General features: G+C 40.4%; 16 protein-coding genes. 3 read left to right on the top strand and 13 right to left on the bottom strand.

Annotated elements, in window-relative coordinates; genetic code table 11:
• The first annotated feature begins 120 nt into the window (after window positions 1-120).
• Window positions 121-684 carry a histidine phosphatase family protein gene (locus tag PQ511_RS13565; RefSeq protein ID WP_273852448.1) on the top strand — a complete coding sequence of 188 codons (564 nt, stop codon included), beginning with the start codon at window positions 121-123 and terminating at the stop codon, window positions 682-684.
• 262 nt (window positions 685-946) lie between these two features.
• Here PQ511_RS13565 and PQ511_RS13575 read toward each other — a convergent pair whose 3' ends face one another.
• Window positions 947-1,135: a hypothetical protein gene (locus PQ511_RS13575; protein WP_273852450.1), complete on the bottom strand. Its 189-nt coding sequence runs from the start codon at window positions 1,133-1,135 to the stop codon at window positions 947-949.
• Window positions 1,136-1,292: 157 nt separating this feature from the next.
• Here PQ511_RS13575 and PQ511_RS13580 point away from each other — a divergent pair, with 157 nt between their 5' ends.
• Window positions 1,293-2,630, top strand: coding sequence for a DUF2254 domain-containing protein (locus tag PQ511_RS13580; RefSeq protein ID WP_273852451.1), 1,338 nt, complete (start codon window positions 1,293-1,295; stop codon window positions 2,628-2,630).
• Between the two features lie 54 nt (window positions 2,631-2,684).
• Here the strand turns inward: PQ511_RS13580 and PQ511_RS13585 are convergent, their stop codons facing one another.
• The 7 genes from PQ511_RS13585 to PQ511_RS13615 all read right to left on the bottom strand — a co-directional run bounded on the left by PQ511_RS13585 (window position 2,685) and on the right by PQ511_RS13615 (window position 7,880).
• Entirely contained in the window at window positions 2,685-3,221 is a 537-nt protein-coding gene (locus PQ511_RS13585; protein WP_273852452.1) for a redoxin domain-containing protein, read from the bottom strand.
• Window positions 3,222-3,224: 3 nt separating this feature from the next.
• The gene (locus PQ511_RS13590) at window positions 3,225-3,641 is read right to left on the bottom strand and encodes a YueI family protein (RefSeq protein ID WP_273852453.1); all 417 of its coding nucleotides are present in this window, start codon (window positions 3,639-3,641) and stop codon (window positions 3,225-3,227) included.
• A gap of 170 nt (window positions 3,642-3,811) precedes the next feature.
• Window positions 3,812-5,080 (bottom strand): M48 family metallopeptidase, encoded by a 1,269-nt coding sequence (locus PQ511_RS13595; RefSeq protein ID WP_273852454.1) that lies wholly within the window; start codon window positions 5,078-5,080, stop codon window positions 3,812-3,814.
• A gap of 194 nt (window positions 5,081-5,274) precedes the next feature.
• Window positions 5,275-5,526, bottom strand: coding sequence for a hypothetical protein (locus tag PQ511_RS13600; RefSeq protein ID WP_273852455.1), 252 nt, complete (start codon window positions 5,524-5,526; stop codon window positions 5,275-5,277).
• A 140-nt stretch (window positions 5,527-5,666) separates the two neighbouring features.
• Entirely contained in the window at window positions 5,667-6,539 is an 873-nt protein-coding gene (locus PQ511_RS13605) for a Cof-type HAD-IIB family hydrolase (protein ID WP_273852456.1), read from the bottom strand.
• Between the two features lie 335 nt (window positions 6,540-6,874).
• Window positions 6,875-7,180, bottom strand: a complete 306-nt coding sequence (locus PQ511_RS13610) for an AzlD domain-containing protein (protein WP_273852457.1) — start codon at window positions 7,178-7,180, stop codon at window positions 6,875-6,877.
• Window positions 7,173-7,880, bottom strand: a complete 708-nt coding sequence (locus PQ511_RS13615; RefSeq protein ID WP_273852458.1) for an AzlC family ABC transporter permease — start codon at window positions 7,878-7,880, stop codon at window positions 7,173-7,175. Before PQ511_RS13615 ends, PQ511_RS13610 begins: the two co-directional genes overlap by 8 nt.
• A gap of 106 nt (window positions 7,881-7,986) precedes the next feature.
• On the opposite strand from PQ511_RS13615, the gene PQ511_RS13620 reads away from it, so the two are divergent.
• Window positions 7,987-8,556, top strand: a complete 570-nt coding sequence (locus PQ511_RS13620) for a helix-turn-helix domain-containing protein (protein ID WP_273852459.1) — start codon at window positions 7,987-7,989, stop codon at window positions 8,554-8,556.
• 47 nt (window positions 8,557-8,603) lie between these two features.
• Here the strand turns inward: PQ511_RS13620 and PQ511_RS13625 are convergent, their stop codons facing one another.
• Genes PQ511_RS13625 through PQ511_RS13645 form a run of 5 tightly spaced genes read right to left on the bottom strand, consistent with a single transcriptional unit; the run spans window position 8,604 to window position 14,331 of the window.
• Complete coding sequence (locus PQ511_RS13625; protein WP_273852460.1) at window positions 8,604-10,007, bottom strand: dihydrolipoyl dehydrogenase family protein; 1,404 nt, start codon at window positions 10,005-10,007, stop codon at window positions 8,604-8,606.
• The gene (locus PQ511_RS13630) at window positions 10,007-11,137 is read right to left on the bottom strand and encodes a dihydrolipoamide acetyltransferase family protein (protein WP_273852461.1); all 1,131 of its coding nucleotides are present in this window, start codon (window positions 11,135-11,137) and stop codon (window positions 10,007-10,009) included. Before PQ511_RS13630 ends, PQ511_RS13625 begins: the two co-directional genes overlap by 1 nt.
• Window positions 11,138-11,151: 14 nt before the next feature.
• Entirely contained in the window at window positions 11,152-12,147 is a 996-nt protein-coding gene (locus PQ511_RS13635) for an alpha-ketoacid dehydrogenase subunit beta (RefSeq protein WP_273852462.1), read from the bottom strand.
• A complete protein-coding gene (pdhA, locus tag PQ511_RS13640; RefSeq protein ID WP_273852463.1) occupies window positions 12,144-13,208 on the bottom strand; it encodes a pyruvate dehydrogenase (acetyl-transferring) E1 component subunit alpha in 1,065 nt (354 codons plus the stop codon). The genes PQ511_RS13635 and pdhA overlap by 4 nt, the downstream gene beginning before the upstream one ends.
• Window positions 13,209-13,230: 22 nt before the next feature.
• A complete protein-coding gene (locus PQ511_RS13645) occupies window positions 13,231-14,331 on the bottom strand; it encodes a Glu/Leu/Phe/Val dehydrogenase dimerization domain-containing protein (protein WP_420541704.1) in 1,101 nt (366 codons plus the stop codon).
• Window positions 14,332-14,348 lie beyond the last annotated feature (17 nt).

The raw sequence follows: 14,348 nt of genomic DNA on the forward strand, positions 1-14,348 counted from the left end.
CTCTCTTATAACGATTAACCCAACAAAAAAGTTTCAATATTCTACATATGATTTCCAACACATTCGTTTGAATGTTAAAATTTATCATAGTATTAAATACCATGAAGGGGAGTGGCGACCATGAAGAAAAAAATATATCTCGTTAGACATTGCCAGGCAACTGGACAGGAACCTACGGCTTCATTAACAAGGGAAGGTCGTAATCAATCTATACAGCTAGCCCAAACCCTTGAATCGATCCCATTTGATCGGTTGTATAGTTCTCCTTATAGACGGGCTGTCCAATCCGTTGAGCCGCTTGCACTTCAATTAGACGAATCAATCACACTTGATGAGCGATTAGAAGAAAGGAGATTGTCTGGTAAACAAATCGAAAACTGGCTAGAAGAATTAGAGAAAACGTTCAACGATCATTCCTACACTATTCCAGGTGGCGAATCGAGCCAGGAAGCTACTTGTCGAGGAATTGCGTCGATAAGCGATGCAATTCGCGATACAAAAGAACATGGTCTTTTAATGACTCACGGAAATTTATTAACCTTAATTCTGCAACATTTCGATTCTACTTTTGACTTTAATACTTGGAAAGCTCTTAGAAACCCTGAAATTTACTGCCTTACTTTTCAAAGGGATGAGATCCAATCCATTGAAAAAGTGGCATTAAAAAAGGATCCTTTAACATGAATGGCCGCTATTCCCGCTTTCACTGTTGTGCTACTTGTATTCATTTTGAAGTTGTAAAAAATGCTAGAACGACTTATCGCTGTGTGAGATTGGGATTTGAAACGAAGCCTACCTACCAGTTTAACTGTTGGGAACCAAAAGAGATTGTGAAGAGGAAAATGGAAAAAGAAAATAGATCACGAAGAAATGATTCTCCACCTGATCCGTAACTTCGCCATATTGATTAGGTCCGACTTCCTGCCATTCCACTCTAAAATCTCTTCTATTCAGAAGAGATTTTAGAAGAGGAGCCTGACATCTCCATCTCTTCCAGCCAATGATTAATTCGCTCTTGTGGCACATCCCAACTAATCCATGAGACCATGATTTTCACATATTCATTCTCGACGACCCAATATTCATATCTTTTTTCGGAGAAATTTTCAATGATGCCGGTGCGCTCGATCTTCATCTGTTGATCCTCCTTTGGTTTACTATATTTTCTCTATACCCTCCATCCAGCCTACTTCATTCCTTTTTCCACTCTATTTCTAGACAATATCATGTATGAAAAACAATCCTATCTTCACATACTACTCTTAATCATTCTATTTGGAGGCAAAGGGGATATGGAGCATAATAAGTTTAAGCGAATACAAGCAAGCTTCTGGTTTATCCCAACATTCTATGGGGTTGGGGCATTTCTCGCTGCCATCCTAACACTCATCATCGATCGCACGGTTATTCAAGGAAAGGCCGTTGTTCTTCCTTATTTTTTCTTTGCCACATACGATACAAGCGTAACCATTCTAAGCACCCTCGTCTCCTCTATGTTAACGATGACGACCATTACGTTCTCAACCATCATGGTTGTTCTTACCACTTACTTATCTAACTTCTCACCAAGGACCTTGCAGAATTTTATAACAGACCGTATTACTAAAAGAGTACTTGGGATTTTCGTTGGGGGCATTATCTATTTCATTATTCTTCTTCTCTTAATTGAACAAAGCAGCCAGGACGATGTTGTTTATCTTTCACCTGTTTTTGCGGTCATTTATGCCATTGTTTGTGTTGCTTATTTTGTCTTTTTCATCCATCACGTTTCAAATTGGATTCTTGTCGGAAATTTAATTCAACACATTACCACTAACACACTAACCACCATCGATCGAACTTTTCTAGATTTTGAAGAAGCGAATCAAGGCAACATTGCTTCCTGGGACTCGTGGGAACTAGATGAGATCAAAATGAAAAATCCGATATCAATCCGCTCCACAAAATCAGGGTATTTACAAAATATCGATTTGCCTGATTTAATCTCAACCGCAACAAGACAGGATTTCATTATTCGCCTTGAACGTGACATTGGTGAATATGTGGACGAAGGAACCGTCATTTTTTCCTATTGGTCTTCAGCCGATCAAGCTCCAAATGAACAAAATCTTCTTAATACGCTCTCTCTTGGAACTGAACGAACAACGGACCAAGATATTGAATACGGCATCCAGAAGCTTGTAGAAATAGCATTGAGAGCTATTTCACCAGGAATCAATGACCCTAACACAGCGATTAACTGCATTAATCGTTTGGGGAGAGTCTTGTCACGTCTTGGTCAGAAACACATTCCACATCCCCTCTACCATGACGCTCAAAAAAACTTACGGGTAATCACAAATCCGATTACATACGACACCTATCTTTATAAAAGCTTCTACCAAATCAGACACTATGCTAAAGAAGACGTATCCGTTCTAGGATCAATCCTTCATTCGTTAGTATTAGCTGCTGATGGAAATAAACACGATACTCATGAAACCATATGGGAGTTTGGGCAATTTGTTATTAGAGGGTTCGATCCTAACGTTCTCGATAAATTTGATCACCGTTATATTAACGAAAAGCTTGAAAGACTAGCTAAGGCAACAGGATTTCAAGACGCTTATCAGCCTATCTCCCTTCAATAACGTTCCTTTTCCCCAACAAAAAATGACGGTCTACATTACGAGACCGTCATTTTTTCATTTTACCTTATCAAGCCAACCTTCCATATCTTTTAACGTTAGGGGCCCAACTCGTTTCTCACGAATAACCCCTTCGCCATCAATCATATAGGACGTTGGCATCGAAATAACTTGGTAAAGATTCTCCCCAACTTTGCCTTCTCGATCCATCAGAATGGGAAACGTCAGCTTATGCGACTCAACAAATTCAGGGATCTTATCTTTATTTGGCTCAAACTTTGTAAAATTCACGGAAAGAACGGTTACTTCCTCTCCGTGCACATCTGAAAATTTTTGGATATCGGGCATTTCTTCTTCACACGGCGGACACCACGTGGCCCAGAAGTTTAAAAAAACGGGCTTCCCTTCATAATCTGAGAGACTGACTTCTTTGCCATCCATGGTTTCAAGCGAGAAACCAGCTGCCTTATCCCCGACTTCCGTCCCAACACTTCGGTCAGCAATGACCGTATTATAGATCCCCCACCCAAGGGCAACGGCAAGAACGATCAAGACAAACTTCTTAATCATTTTCATCCGATCTTTTTTCTTCATATACTACTCCAATGAAAAGCGATCATCACGAACAAAGACTTCTTCTCGCTCGACCGCATTCTGTTTTGAAGCCAAAACGAGCCCAAGGGGGGTATCCGTTTCTTTGTCATTCACAATCGTAAATGAAAGAGAATGCTTGCTCGCTTCTTTAATATATTTGGAAAGAATCGAGTAGGATAAATCTCCATTTAAATAGAGAATACCATTTCGGATTTGTCTCATTTCATCTTTTACTTCTTGGTACACATTATTTTGAGCGACCTGTCTCTTTGTCAAAGCAATGTAGACTCGCTCTCTAAATGTTGATAAGAACAAAGCTTTCTCGGCTGGCTTTAATTCAGGTGCACCATAGATCCCAGCATCAAGTACTTTTTTAATCTCTTCGTTCACGTTTGTCACCTCATCATGATCATTAATCAATAGGAAACCTCACTAAAATGATTCCAACTACAAACTCTTCTTTCTTGCTCTCTCTTCATCCTATACTATCTTTCTTTGTTCATAAAGTGAAGGTTCTGTTACGAACGAGTTAAAGTATCTCAAAACAGGATACCCTACAAGTCATTCTCTATTCATAAAAAGACGATCTCTTACTTACTGAGATCGTCTTTTTCATATTCATTTAACATAATTAAACGTTCCATCATAGTAGGATGGCCGTATTTAAAATATTTCACAATAAAAGGGGGATTCACTTCATTCAAACTATTTACTGTTAACGTTTGAAAAGAGCCAATCGCTGCATCAACATCATGAGTCATTTCAATGGCGTACGCATCTGCATTCATTTCAGCATGACGAGATACCGCAAGTTCAACAGGACTGGCGATGAAAGACATAACAGAGAAAAGCAGAAATAGGGCTGGTAATGAGGCAAGATCTGATTCAGAGGTAACCCCCCATGAATTGCCCCACTTTCGGATCATCGCTCCGAGAAGTCTGTAAGCAAGATACAAACCAATAAAGCTCGTTACAAGCGCACCAACTAAATTCCCATATAAATGGTTCATCACATAGTGACCCATTTCATGCGCCATGATAAATAACACTTCATCATCATCTAATTTACTTAAAGTCGTATCCCATAGCACAATTCTTAAATTTGAACCTATTCCTGATACGTAAGCATTCATTGCATTTGTTTTTTCTGACATATTGACTTCAAAGACTCGACTCGCTGGAATATCAGCACGATCAGCCATGGTAAGTATATCTTCTTCTAACGCTTTATCTGTTAGAGATGTAAAATCATTATATAGTGGATCAATCACCACAGGCTGAATGTACATCATAAAAGCAAGGTATGGGATCATCAATCCCCACGCTATCAGCCACCACTTTTTCTTATAACGCTTCATTAACGCATAGAGGACACCGATCACAAGGGATGTTAGTAGAATATCAACCCAAAATGAGATCATTTCATCTTTCATCCATCCAGAGAATGATTGCGTATTGATGCCGTATTTAACTGAAAGTGATCTCGCCCAATAATGGAGAGGAAATGTGAGCAACCATGTAAACGCCGTTAATAGAAGCAAGTATACCGGAACAATAACGACACTTCTCCTTGAAAGCCCTTCACTAAATTGCTTAAACAGTTTTGATAAACCAAAGCCAAGAACCCCTAAATAAATCATCCATTCATAGGGAATGGCAATAAAGGATAAAAAACTTTTGTAGCGCGAGTACTCTTCTGATAGTTCCAACTGCCTGCCTGTCATAAAGGTGGCTGGATCTGCTGCAGTTCCCCTGTATGCTTCAGGAACTCCGAAGTCCGCCCATTTAAACAAATAGAGCCCGAGGATTAGGGCGTAGATGGAGAACCCTAGAACGATCCAGGTTATGCGTTTCTTCATGTTCATTCTCCTTCCAATATGACCTCTTTATCAATAGTACGAGCAAATCATTTTTTTAGAACCTGGCCGGTCACGTTCTCATTTATAGGTTCTACAAAAGAGCTGCAACTCTTTCAAAGGATGCTAAAATTAAAGTATTCTATTTCATTTCATAAAAAAAAGCCAGCAGATCCTCTGCCGGCTCAATCTCACATTTATAAACTTTCTTCATAGACATTTGTACGGTCATAGCTGTGATCAAAGCGATTCAGAATACCACATACAGGGCATTCAGCAAGCACATGAAGTTCAACAATTGGCGCCTGACTGCTTTTCGTCGTGATCCCCGTTGCTTCAACCCGATCATTGGCATGAACATTTTCTTTCGCAATGGGAATATACCACGTATATTCTGTCTCACACATCCGGCACGTTGCTTTTTCTTCAATTTCTGTTGGTTTTATCATTGTCTTTTCCAGCTCCTTTAGCAGAGTATTTCAAAGACTGCGCGAACAAGGGTCCGGAAAACCTCCATTAAATCTGGGAATCCCTTCCTATAGAAAAGGTTCCCGTTGTAAAAAAACTTAAACTTCTTATGAAGGTGATCTTAATGAGAAAGCAAATCTTCATCCATTAATTTATAAATGGCATGAGCAACGCCGTCTTCTTCATTACTCTTCGTTACAAATGAAACTTGCCGTTTAATTTCCTCATCTGCATTTCCCATCGCAATGGGATAAGACACTTTACTTAACATGGATAGATCATTATAGTTATCTCCAATTGCAGCAGTTTGTTTCATATCAAGACCTTTTTGTGTCACGAACGTTTCAAGTGCAAGTCCTTTCTGAGCTTCTTCATGATTAATTTCTAAATTCTCTTTACCCGATGAGGTAACAACCGTCTTCTGAATCTTACTCGCTAAAACACCCGCTCGTTCCAATCGTTCTTCATCAAAAGAGAAACTAAGGAATTTATAGACACGGAGGGTTTTATCGGCTAATAATTCTTCAAAATCATCAACAGCCTTAAGTGACAAACTCTCAAACTGACGCTTGGCACCAATATGTAATTCTTCATCTGTTAAATTAGGATTTGAACTTTTCATCATATCGATAATTAAGTCAATCGTCCCGTCGTAATCGTGAGTAAATACACCTTTATTTGTAAATAGCTGATAATAAATACTTTCACTATCAAGAATTTCTTTTATCGATTGAACTTGCGAATCATCAAGGTAAATGGCGTGTAAGATATCTCCATCAATTGAACGAATCTCTGCACCATTATAACAAATAATTGGGAGTTCTAATCCAGTACCTTCGAGTGGCTTCATGGCTCCATCATAAGCTCTTCCAGTGTTAAGTACTACCGTTATTCCTTGACTCTGGGCCTCTCGAATAGCATTTACATTCTCAAAACTAACGGTTTGTTCGTTTGTTAAAAGCGTCCCATCCATATCGATTGAAATACATCTCATAAGGGCAACATCCTTTTCTGTTTAATCCAGTCATTGTAGCAAGGTTTAGTATAGCAAAATTTTAATGGAGATAAAAAAACAAAGAAAAAAGAGCTTTTTGAAAAGCTCTTTTCAATCCGTTATCTTTTATTGTGAATGAAAAAATCAATGAATGAGGAGATTAGTTCGACAGATTGGAACCAAACGAGAGACACGGCGGTCATTGAAAAAAAACCAACCATCAAAATACGAAACAAATGCATGTTTCATTCCTCCTCTTCAGAACACAATATTTAGTTTTACTTAGTTTATATCACAAAACTCAGAAAATATAAATCATTTAATTTTCAATTTTGTTAAATAAAATAGGCATAAGCACTTAAAACAGCTACCGCAAACATAACAACAACAATTAAGTTTGCTCCTAAATAGGCAGCTAGGATTGCAGCAACTGCACCAATTACACCAAACAGGAGATCATCATGGATTGTAAGGATCCCTGGAAAAATGAGTGCTCCCAGAATAGCGAATGGAACGTTTTTTAATACATTTTGAATAACGGATGGTATTTTTTCAGAATTAAAAAAGACGAGCGGAACCATTCTTGGTATATACGTTACAACCGCAAGACCTATAATGAGCCAGATCATCGTATTACTCATTTCTCGCCCTACCTCCCATCCACTCAACAAGTATGGAAGACAACAATGTAGCCAGTACGATCGCCCAACCAGTTGAAAGCTGAGCGAACGTAAGAAGACTGTTAAACAAAGCGGCTAACCCTGCTAAAAAAAGAACCTTACGACTTTTCTTAGCAGAAGGAATAAGCAAACCTATAAACATTGCATAAAGCGCGACGCTCATTCCCTGCTGAACCACTCCAGGTAGCGTAGCCCCAGCAATGTAACCTCCCGCTGTAAAAAGCACCCAGCTAGAATAGGAGATCAGGCATAAGCCAAACATATAACCAGTCGTAAGTTTACCCGCTTTCGTTGCTGAAACCGTAAACGTTTCATCTGTAATCCCAAAAGCATAGACTGCTTTTTTCCATGGGGTATCTTCTTCCACTTTTTCATTAATGGAGGCACTCATCAAGAGATGGCGAATATTAACGATAAAGATTGTAAAAATGATTTCAAAAGCCCCTGTACCAATAGCAATCAGGCTTAACGTTATGTACTGAGCTGCCCCTGCAAAGACGAGGACACTCATTAGAACAGCTTCATAAAGTGTTAGCCCTGTTGTTCTTGCAAGTAAGCCAAAGGTTAGGGCAACTGGCATATACCCGACAGCAATGCTAATTCCTGCCTTTAAGCCATCTACAAAACCAGAATAGCTGTTTGTTGTTACGCTTGCCTCCACGATATCCCTCCTATTGCTCTTACATGTTAAATATATTAAACTTATTGTATGTTATATTATACGAATTTTCAATCAGTAATTGAAACAGCTAAAAAAGGAGTACGTCATGGAAAATCATTCTTTAACGCAACAAATTGGGCAGAAGTTGAAGAAACTTCGTCATGAAAATAAGTTAAGTCTGGATCAATTATCTATGCGATGTTCTGTAAGCAAACCAATGCTTGCACAAATTGAGCGTGGCGCTTCAAACCCAACTGTCAACACGCTATGGAAAATTGCTAACGGACTTGGCGTATCTTTCACTGCCTTCATCGATGAAGAACAGCCAGTAATGAAAAGAGTGAACAGATTTGAAATCCAGCCTCTCGTAGAAGAAAGCGGAAAAATGAAAGTAGTCCCACTCTTTCCTATGGAACCCGGAAAGTCATTTGAAACATTTTATATTGAACTTGAACCAGGATGTCATTATCATTCGCTTGCCCACCCTGAAGGAGTAGAAGAGTATTTGTTTATCGAAGAAGGAAGTATGAGGATTGAAGTGGATACTCAAACATTTACGCTTTCTTATGGAGAAAGTTTAAAATTCACTGCAAATTACCCCCATCATTATCAAAATACATCCACTCAACTCTGTAAAGCCATGATGATCATTCATTATCCCTCTTCTTTACGTTAATCAGTCGTTTAAGCAAATCAAAAAACGCTCCGATTGGAGCGTTTGACCTACTGTCTTACTTTTGTTTTCACTATACTTTCTTCTGTCGTCATTTCTACTGCATCTGTCCATGCTTCTCCGTAACCCGGGTGTGGCGTATATGGGTAAATAAAATCCTCATCTCTTGCACCCATCTCAAGCGCAAGCGTTGCTTTTTCAATGAGCTCACCTGCACCTGTTCCTATAGCATGGAATCCTAGAAGCACATGACTCTTACGGTCTCGATGAACGACAATCAACCCTTCCGTATCCCCATTTACCATCGCATATCCGTTCGCACGCATAGAAGAGGTTGCAGTCATCACTTCATATCCAGCTTCTTTCGCTTCTTTTTCTGTTAACCCTACCGAAGACATCGGAGTTTGGGTTTGAATCACCTTCGGAAGGCACTCCAGTGAGTAAACGGTATTTCTACCACAGCAATGATCTGCAGCAGTCTTTCCCTGCTTGATTCCTTTCACGGCTAGCATTGGGTCTCCTGTTACGTCTCCACAAGCATAGATGTTCGGCCGTGTTGTTTGACATTCCTCAGAAATCGAAATGATCCCATTATCCTGCACATCAATGCCCGCTTGATCCAACGCTAAGGCATCCCCATTCCCAACTCGTCCAATCGAATAGGCAATCATCTCTGTTTCGACTTCTACCGTTTCTCCTTTATCATTACAGAATTCTAAGAATAGCCCCTGATCCTTTACCTGACAATCTGATACGCCTGTGTAAAGCGTTACTTTTTGTTTTTTAAGTTGTCTTTTTAATTCTCGCTGAATGCTCTCATCCCAGTCAGTAAGGATGTTTTGCTGATCTGTCACAATGGTTACCTTCACTCCCAATGCACGAAACGTACTCGCCGCTTCTATCGTCAGATAATCGCCTCCAAAAAGAAGAAGATGATGCGGAAGAGAAGATAACGTATAGAGCTGTTCTAAGGGGAAAATGTTCGGGTGAGCGAACGCTAGAAAATCTGGAGAGAGAGGTCTGCTACCAGTCGCAAGGATGACATGATTAAAGGACCACACTTCAAATTTCTCGCCTTGTTCAACACCAATTCTCTCATGTGATCGAAAAGATGCTTCTCCCTGCACACATTCAATGTTACTTAACTTAAAACGATGGTGAAGCCCTTTTTCCATCTTACCAATTAACGTACGTTTTTCTTCCTGCCACTTTGTCATGCAAAATGTGGGGTTTGTTCTCACTCCCGGCGCCTTTTCCCCCAATTTCCTTGCAGCAGTTGCAAGGAGTTTCGAAGGAATACACCCGCTATGAAGACACTCTCCACCCGAACGAAACCGATCAACTAGCGTAACGTCTCTCCCATTCTTTGCTGCACGAAAAGCTGCTTCATATCCCGCTGGACCAGCTCCAATTACGACAACGTCTTTTTCATGTAGTATTTCACCCACAACCATTAGACGAGCTCCATTAAAAGGAATGAAGGCTGTTCAATCAATTCAATCAAGCGATTCGTAAAACGCATAGATGTCCCACCATCTGCAATACGGTGATCAAACGTCATTGAAATTGACATAATGGATCGGATCACAATTTCATCATTCTCATTGACGATTGGCATTTTTTTCGTTTTATGGAAAGCAAGCAATGCGGCTTCTGGGTAATTGATAATTGGCGTTGCCCCTGTGCTACCAAGTGGTCCTGCATTACTTATGGTAAATGTACCAGATGTAAGGTCTCTACTTGTAAGCTCATTGTTCATCGCTGCTTGATGAAGTCTTTTCATTTCTTTATGGATATCATGAATAGATCGTTTATCACAATGATGGATAACCGGAACAATAAGTCCTTCATCCGTATCGGTCGCTAAACCAATATGAAGATCAGGCTTTAAGTAAATCTGCCCTTCTTCTTCTCTTAATTCCGAATTTAAAATAGGAAACTCCTTTAAAGCAATGCATACAGCTTTAATATAGAAAGCAGCAACGGAAATAGACTGATCACGTTTTTCCTTTATCGTTTTTTTCATCTCTAATATGTTCGTTACATCAACTTCATCAAAATGAGTCACATGAGGAATCGTTAAAGTGGATTTTTTCATTTTTGCTGAAATTTGTTTCCGCCTTGTGGAAAATGGGATGGTGGATGTTTGTTTCGCTATCTCCGTTTCTTTCTTTTCCGGATTTTGCGTTGTAAGATGCCTAAAAATATCTTCATCGGTAATTCGCCCCGCCGGTCCTGTCCCTGTTACTTTCTCAATATCAACATTATTCTCCCGGGCGACTTTTCTCGTAAACGGGGCTGCTAAGATCCTTTTCTTTTTATTTGGAAGCAACGTTTGGTCAGCTTGCTGTCGCGTTGGTGAAATCGTTAAAAGGGTCCCTCCTACTTCAATGACTTCACCTGCTTTAACATGAATGGTTTCTACTGTTCCTGCGAAAGGAGATGGAAGCTCTGCCGTCACTTTATCGGTCTGTACTTCCACTAAGGGCTGATCAACCTGTACGTGATCACCAGGTTTAACAAAAAGCTGTACGATTTCTCCTTCTGACATCCCTTCTCCAATGTCATGCAATTTCACATCCAACTTTTATCCCTCCTTCAGAAGCGAACCGCTTCTTCAATTGCTCGCAAAACTTTGTTGGCGTCCGGCAAATAATCATCTTCTAACGTAAATAACGGTACCGGTGCATCATACCCCGTTACTTTCTTGATTGGTGATTTCATATAAAGAAAAGAAGTGGCATTTATGATGGAAATCAATTCACTACCGACTCCACCTGATGAAGGAGCCTCATGAATAATAACCGCACGTCCTGTTTTTTGAACAGATTCAGCGATCAATTCTTTATCTAGAGGATAAAGAGAACGTAGATCAATCACATCACACTCCATCCCCTTAGCAGCAGCTTTCTCGGCTGCTTCTTCTGCAACCTTCACCATTGCTCCCCATGCAAAAAGGGAGATGTCATCACCACTACGTCGCCTGTACCCTTTCCCCAATGGGATCGTATAGTTACCATTAGGAACGTCACCTTTACCAGTACGATACATCTTCATTGGTTCAAGAAACAGCACTGGGTCTGGATCTCTTATACTACTAATTAATAACCCTTTTGCATCATGCGGCGTTGATGGAACAACAACTTTCAAACCGGGTATATGAGCAAATAGGGCTTCTGTGCTATCACTATGAATTTCAGGTGCTCTTACACCAGCTCCATATGGAACTCGGATGGTCATCGGTACGCTATAGCGACTTTGCGTTCGCGTTCGAATTCGTGTCGCATGAGTAACTATTTGATTAAAACCTGGATAAATAAAGCCAAGAAACTGAATCTCTACAATGGGTTTAAACCCGTTCATCGCTAGGCCAATCGATGTACCAATTAAGCCAGATTCGGCAAGAGGTGTATCAATTACTCGTTGATCACCGAACGCTTCAAACAAGCCATCAGTTGCTCTAAAAACACCACCGTTTCTCCCTACATCTTCTCCAAGAACAAGGACAGACTCATCTTCTTCAAGAACTACCTTGAGTGCTTCAGTAATTGCCTGCACCATCGTTAGCTTTTTCATATTGACCGCTATGCTCATCTTTCACTCTCCTTATGAAAAAAGCGCTTCTTTTGTTCTTGAACCGGCCAAACGTCAGTGCCAAACACGTGGTCAAACATAAGCTCTTCATCAGACTTCTTTGTTTTTTCCATCTCAGTGACAGCCTTTTGCAAGCGATCTTCTGCCTTTTTCTTAAGCTCTTCTTCCCAATGGTCATCCCAGCTATTTTCAGCTCTTAGATATTTTTCCACTCGATTAATCGGATCCTCACTCTGCCTTCTCTGTTCACTTTCCTTTTGATCTCGGTATTTTGATGGCTCATCTGTCGTCGTGTGAGCCCCATAGCGCCATGTAACAGCCTCAATTAACGTTGGACCTTCGCCTTTCCTCGCACGTTGCACCGCTTTGAGCGTTTCACTATATACAGCAAAAACATCATTCCCATCGACTCTTACGCCAGGCATATCATAAGCAAGGGATTTTTGAGCAATGGTTTTTGAATGCATCTGTCGTTCAATCGGAACACTTATCGCGTAGCCATTATTTTGATTAAAGAAAACGACTGGAATTTGAAACACACTCGCAAAATTTAAACCCTCGTGAAAATCCCCTTCAGATGTTGCGCCATCTCCAAAATAGACAAGTGATACTCTGTCACTCCCTTTTTTCTTCTCAGCCCATGCTGTCCCAGTCGCATGAAGAATTTGAGAAGCAATTGGAACGGAAGGAGGAAAAATGTGTTTTCCTTCTGGAGGAACACACCCTTCAATACATCCTTTCCAATAAAGAAAAATATTGACGAGGGAATGTCCAAAAGCTGCCGTTGCAGCATGATCACGATAAGTAGGAAACATCCAGTCCCCATCTTCTAACGCTAGAGCACTTCCGATTTGCGCGCCTTCTTGACCTTCAAAAGGAGCATACGTACCAATCCGACCCTGACGCTGCAGATTGACCGCTTTGCGATCAAACATACGGGAAAACAGCATTTGTTCATAAAACCGCTTTGCATTCGCTATCGTAATAAATGGGTTTTCTTCCAGCTGCTTACCTTCTCCATTAACTAGTTGTATAAGTGGGAATTGTTCAGTTAAGTCCATTGAACTCCTCCTTTCATAATAATTAAGAACGAACAGACCATTTACCAGGCTTTTTATGAGCGAAGAAGCTATTACGACGCTTTCGACTTTCAATACGTTGTTCACAAAACAAGTTTGCCGCTTTGATCGTTGAAAATGAATGGGCTTCAGCCTGTTCAAATATTGACAATAACGTATCGTAAATCGCCTTCGTTTTTTGTAACACTCGCTTAGGATTAGGCGAATACAATTCATCTGAGACCTGAATTAACCCACCACTATTCACAATATAATCTGGCGCATAGAGGATCCCCCTTTGATTAAGCAAATCGCCGTGCTCATTCGTTAGGAGCTGGTTGTTCGCAGAACCGACAACCGCTTGTACTCTAAGCTTATCGATGGTCTGATCATTAATTATCCCTCCAAGTGCACATGGGACAAAAACATTCGCCTCCGCATCATAAATAGCATCACCAGAAACAACCTTTACCCCTTGCTTCAACTCAATTGCTCGTTGAATTAAGCGATCAATAGCAGATTGATTAATATCAGAAACAATTAAATCTGCTCCTTTCTCAAGTAGCATCTCTGCTACTTTATAACCAACTTTCCCAAGACCTTGAATGGCATATGTTCTGCCGCCTAGCTCTTCTGAACCGAAAACCGTTTTATTCGTAGCCTGTATCCCGTAAAGAACACCGTTTGCTGTTGGGATGGACGAGTCTCCACTACCTCCGTATTCTTCCGGTACACCTACAATACAGCTACTTTCTCTTAATGAATGAACAAAATTATCAGGAGTCGTTCCCATGTCGGTTCCTGTATAAAATCGCCCATTCAAGGACTCTACAAATTGACCAAAGGCACGAAAAAGCTCAGGAGTTCGATCTTTCAAAGGATCTCCGATAATCACGGCCTTACCTCCACCAAAATCAACATCTGCCGCGGCACACTTATATGTCATGCCTTTCGAGAGTCTTAAGACATCTTCAATGGCTTCATCTACCGTTTCATAAGGTCGCATTCTACAACCACCAAGTGCAGGTCCAAGCGTTGTGTTATGTATGGCGATAATGGCTTTAAGACCTGTATCCACATCATTACAAAACAGTACCTGTTCATGCTCTTCTATCCGATCAAACACGATTTTCACCCCTTTAT

It is taken from the genome of Guptibacillus spartinae (genome assembly GCF_028610625.1).
GTDB lineage: Bacteria > Bacillota > Bacilli > Bacillales > Guptibacillaceae > Guptibacillus > Guptibacillus spartinae.

Bases quoted from the DNA above. Each gene is read 5' to 3' on its own strand.
- PQ511_RS13600 (WP_273852455.1), bottom strand. From the start codon at position 5,526: ATGATAAAACCAACAGAAATTGAAGAAAAAGCAACGTGCCGGATGTGT.
- PQ511_RS13610 (WP_273852457.1), bottom strand. From the start codon at position 7,180: ATGAGTAATACGATGATCTGGCTCATTATAGGTCTTGCGGTTGTAACG.
- pdhA (WP_273852463.1), bottom strand. From the start codon at position 13,208: ATGGACTTAACTGAACAATTCCCACTTATACAACTAGTTAATGGAGAA.
- PQ511_RS13635 (WP_273852462.1), bottom strand. From the start codon at position 12,147: ATGAGCATAGCGGTCAATATGAAAAAGCTAACGATGGTGCAGGCAATT.
- PQ511_RS13620 (WP_273852459.1), top strand. From the start codon at position 7,987: ATGGAAAATCATTCTTTAACGCAACAAATTGGGCAGAAGTTGAAGAAA.
- PQ511_RS13585 (WP_273852452.1), bottom strand. From the start codon at position 3,221: ATGAAGAAAAAAGATCGGATGAAAATGATTAAGAAGTTTGTCTTGATC.
- PQ511_RS13580 (WP_273852451.1), top strand. From the start codon at position 1,293: ATGGAGCATAATAAGTTTAAGCGAATACAAGCAAGCTTCTGGTTTATC.
- PQ511_RS13565 (WP_273852448.1), top strand. From the start codon at position 121: ATGAAGAAAAAAATATATCTCGTTAGACATTGCCAGGCAACTGGACAG.
- PQ511_RS13595 (WP_273852454.1), bottom strand. From the start codon at position 5,080: ATGAAGAAACGCATAACCTGGATCGTTCTAGGGTTCTCCATCTACGCC.
- PQ511_RS13625 (WP_273852460.1), bottom strand. From the start codon at position 10,007: ATGGTTGTGGGTGAAATACTACATGAAAAAGACGTTGTCGTAATTGGA.
- PQ511_RS13605 (WP_273852456.1), bottom strand. From the start codon at position 6,539: ATGAGATGTATTTCAATCGATATGGATGGGACGCTTTTAACAAACGAA.
- PQ511_RS13575 (WP_273852450.1), bottom strand. From the start codon at position 1,135: ATGAAGATCGAGCGCACCGGCATCATTGAAAATTTCTCCGAAAAAAGA.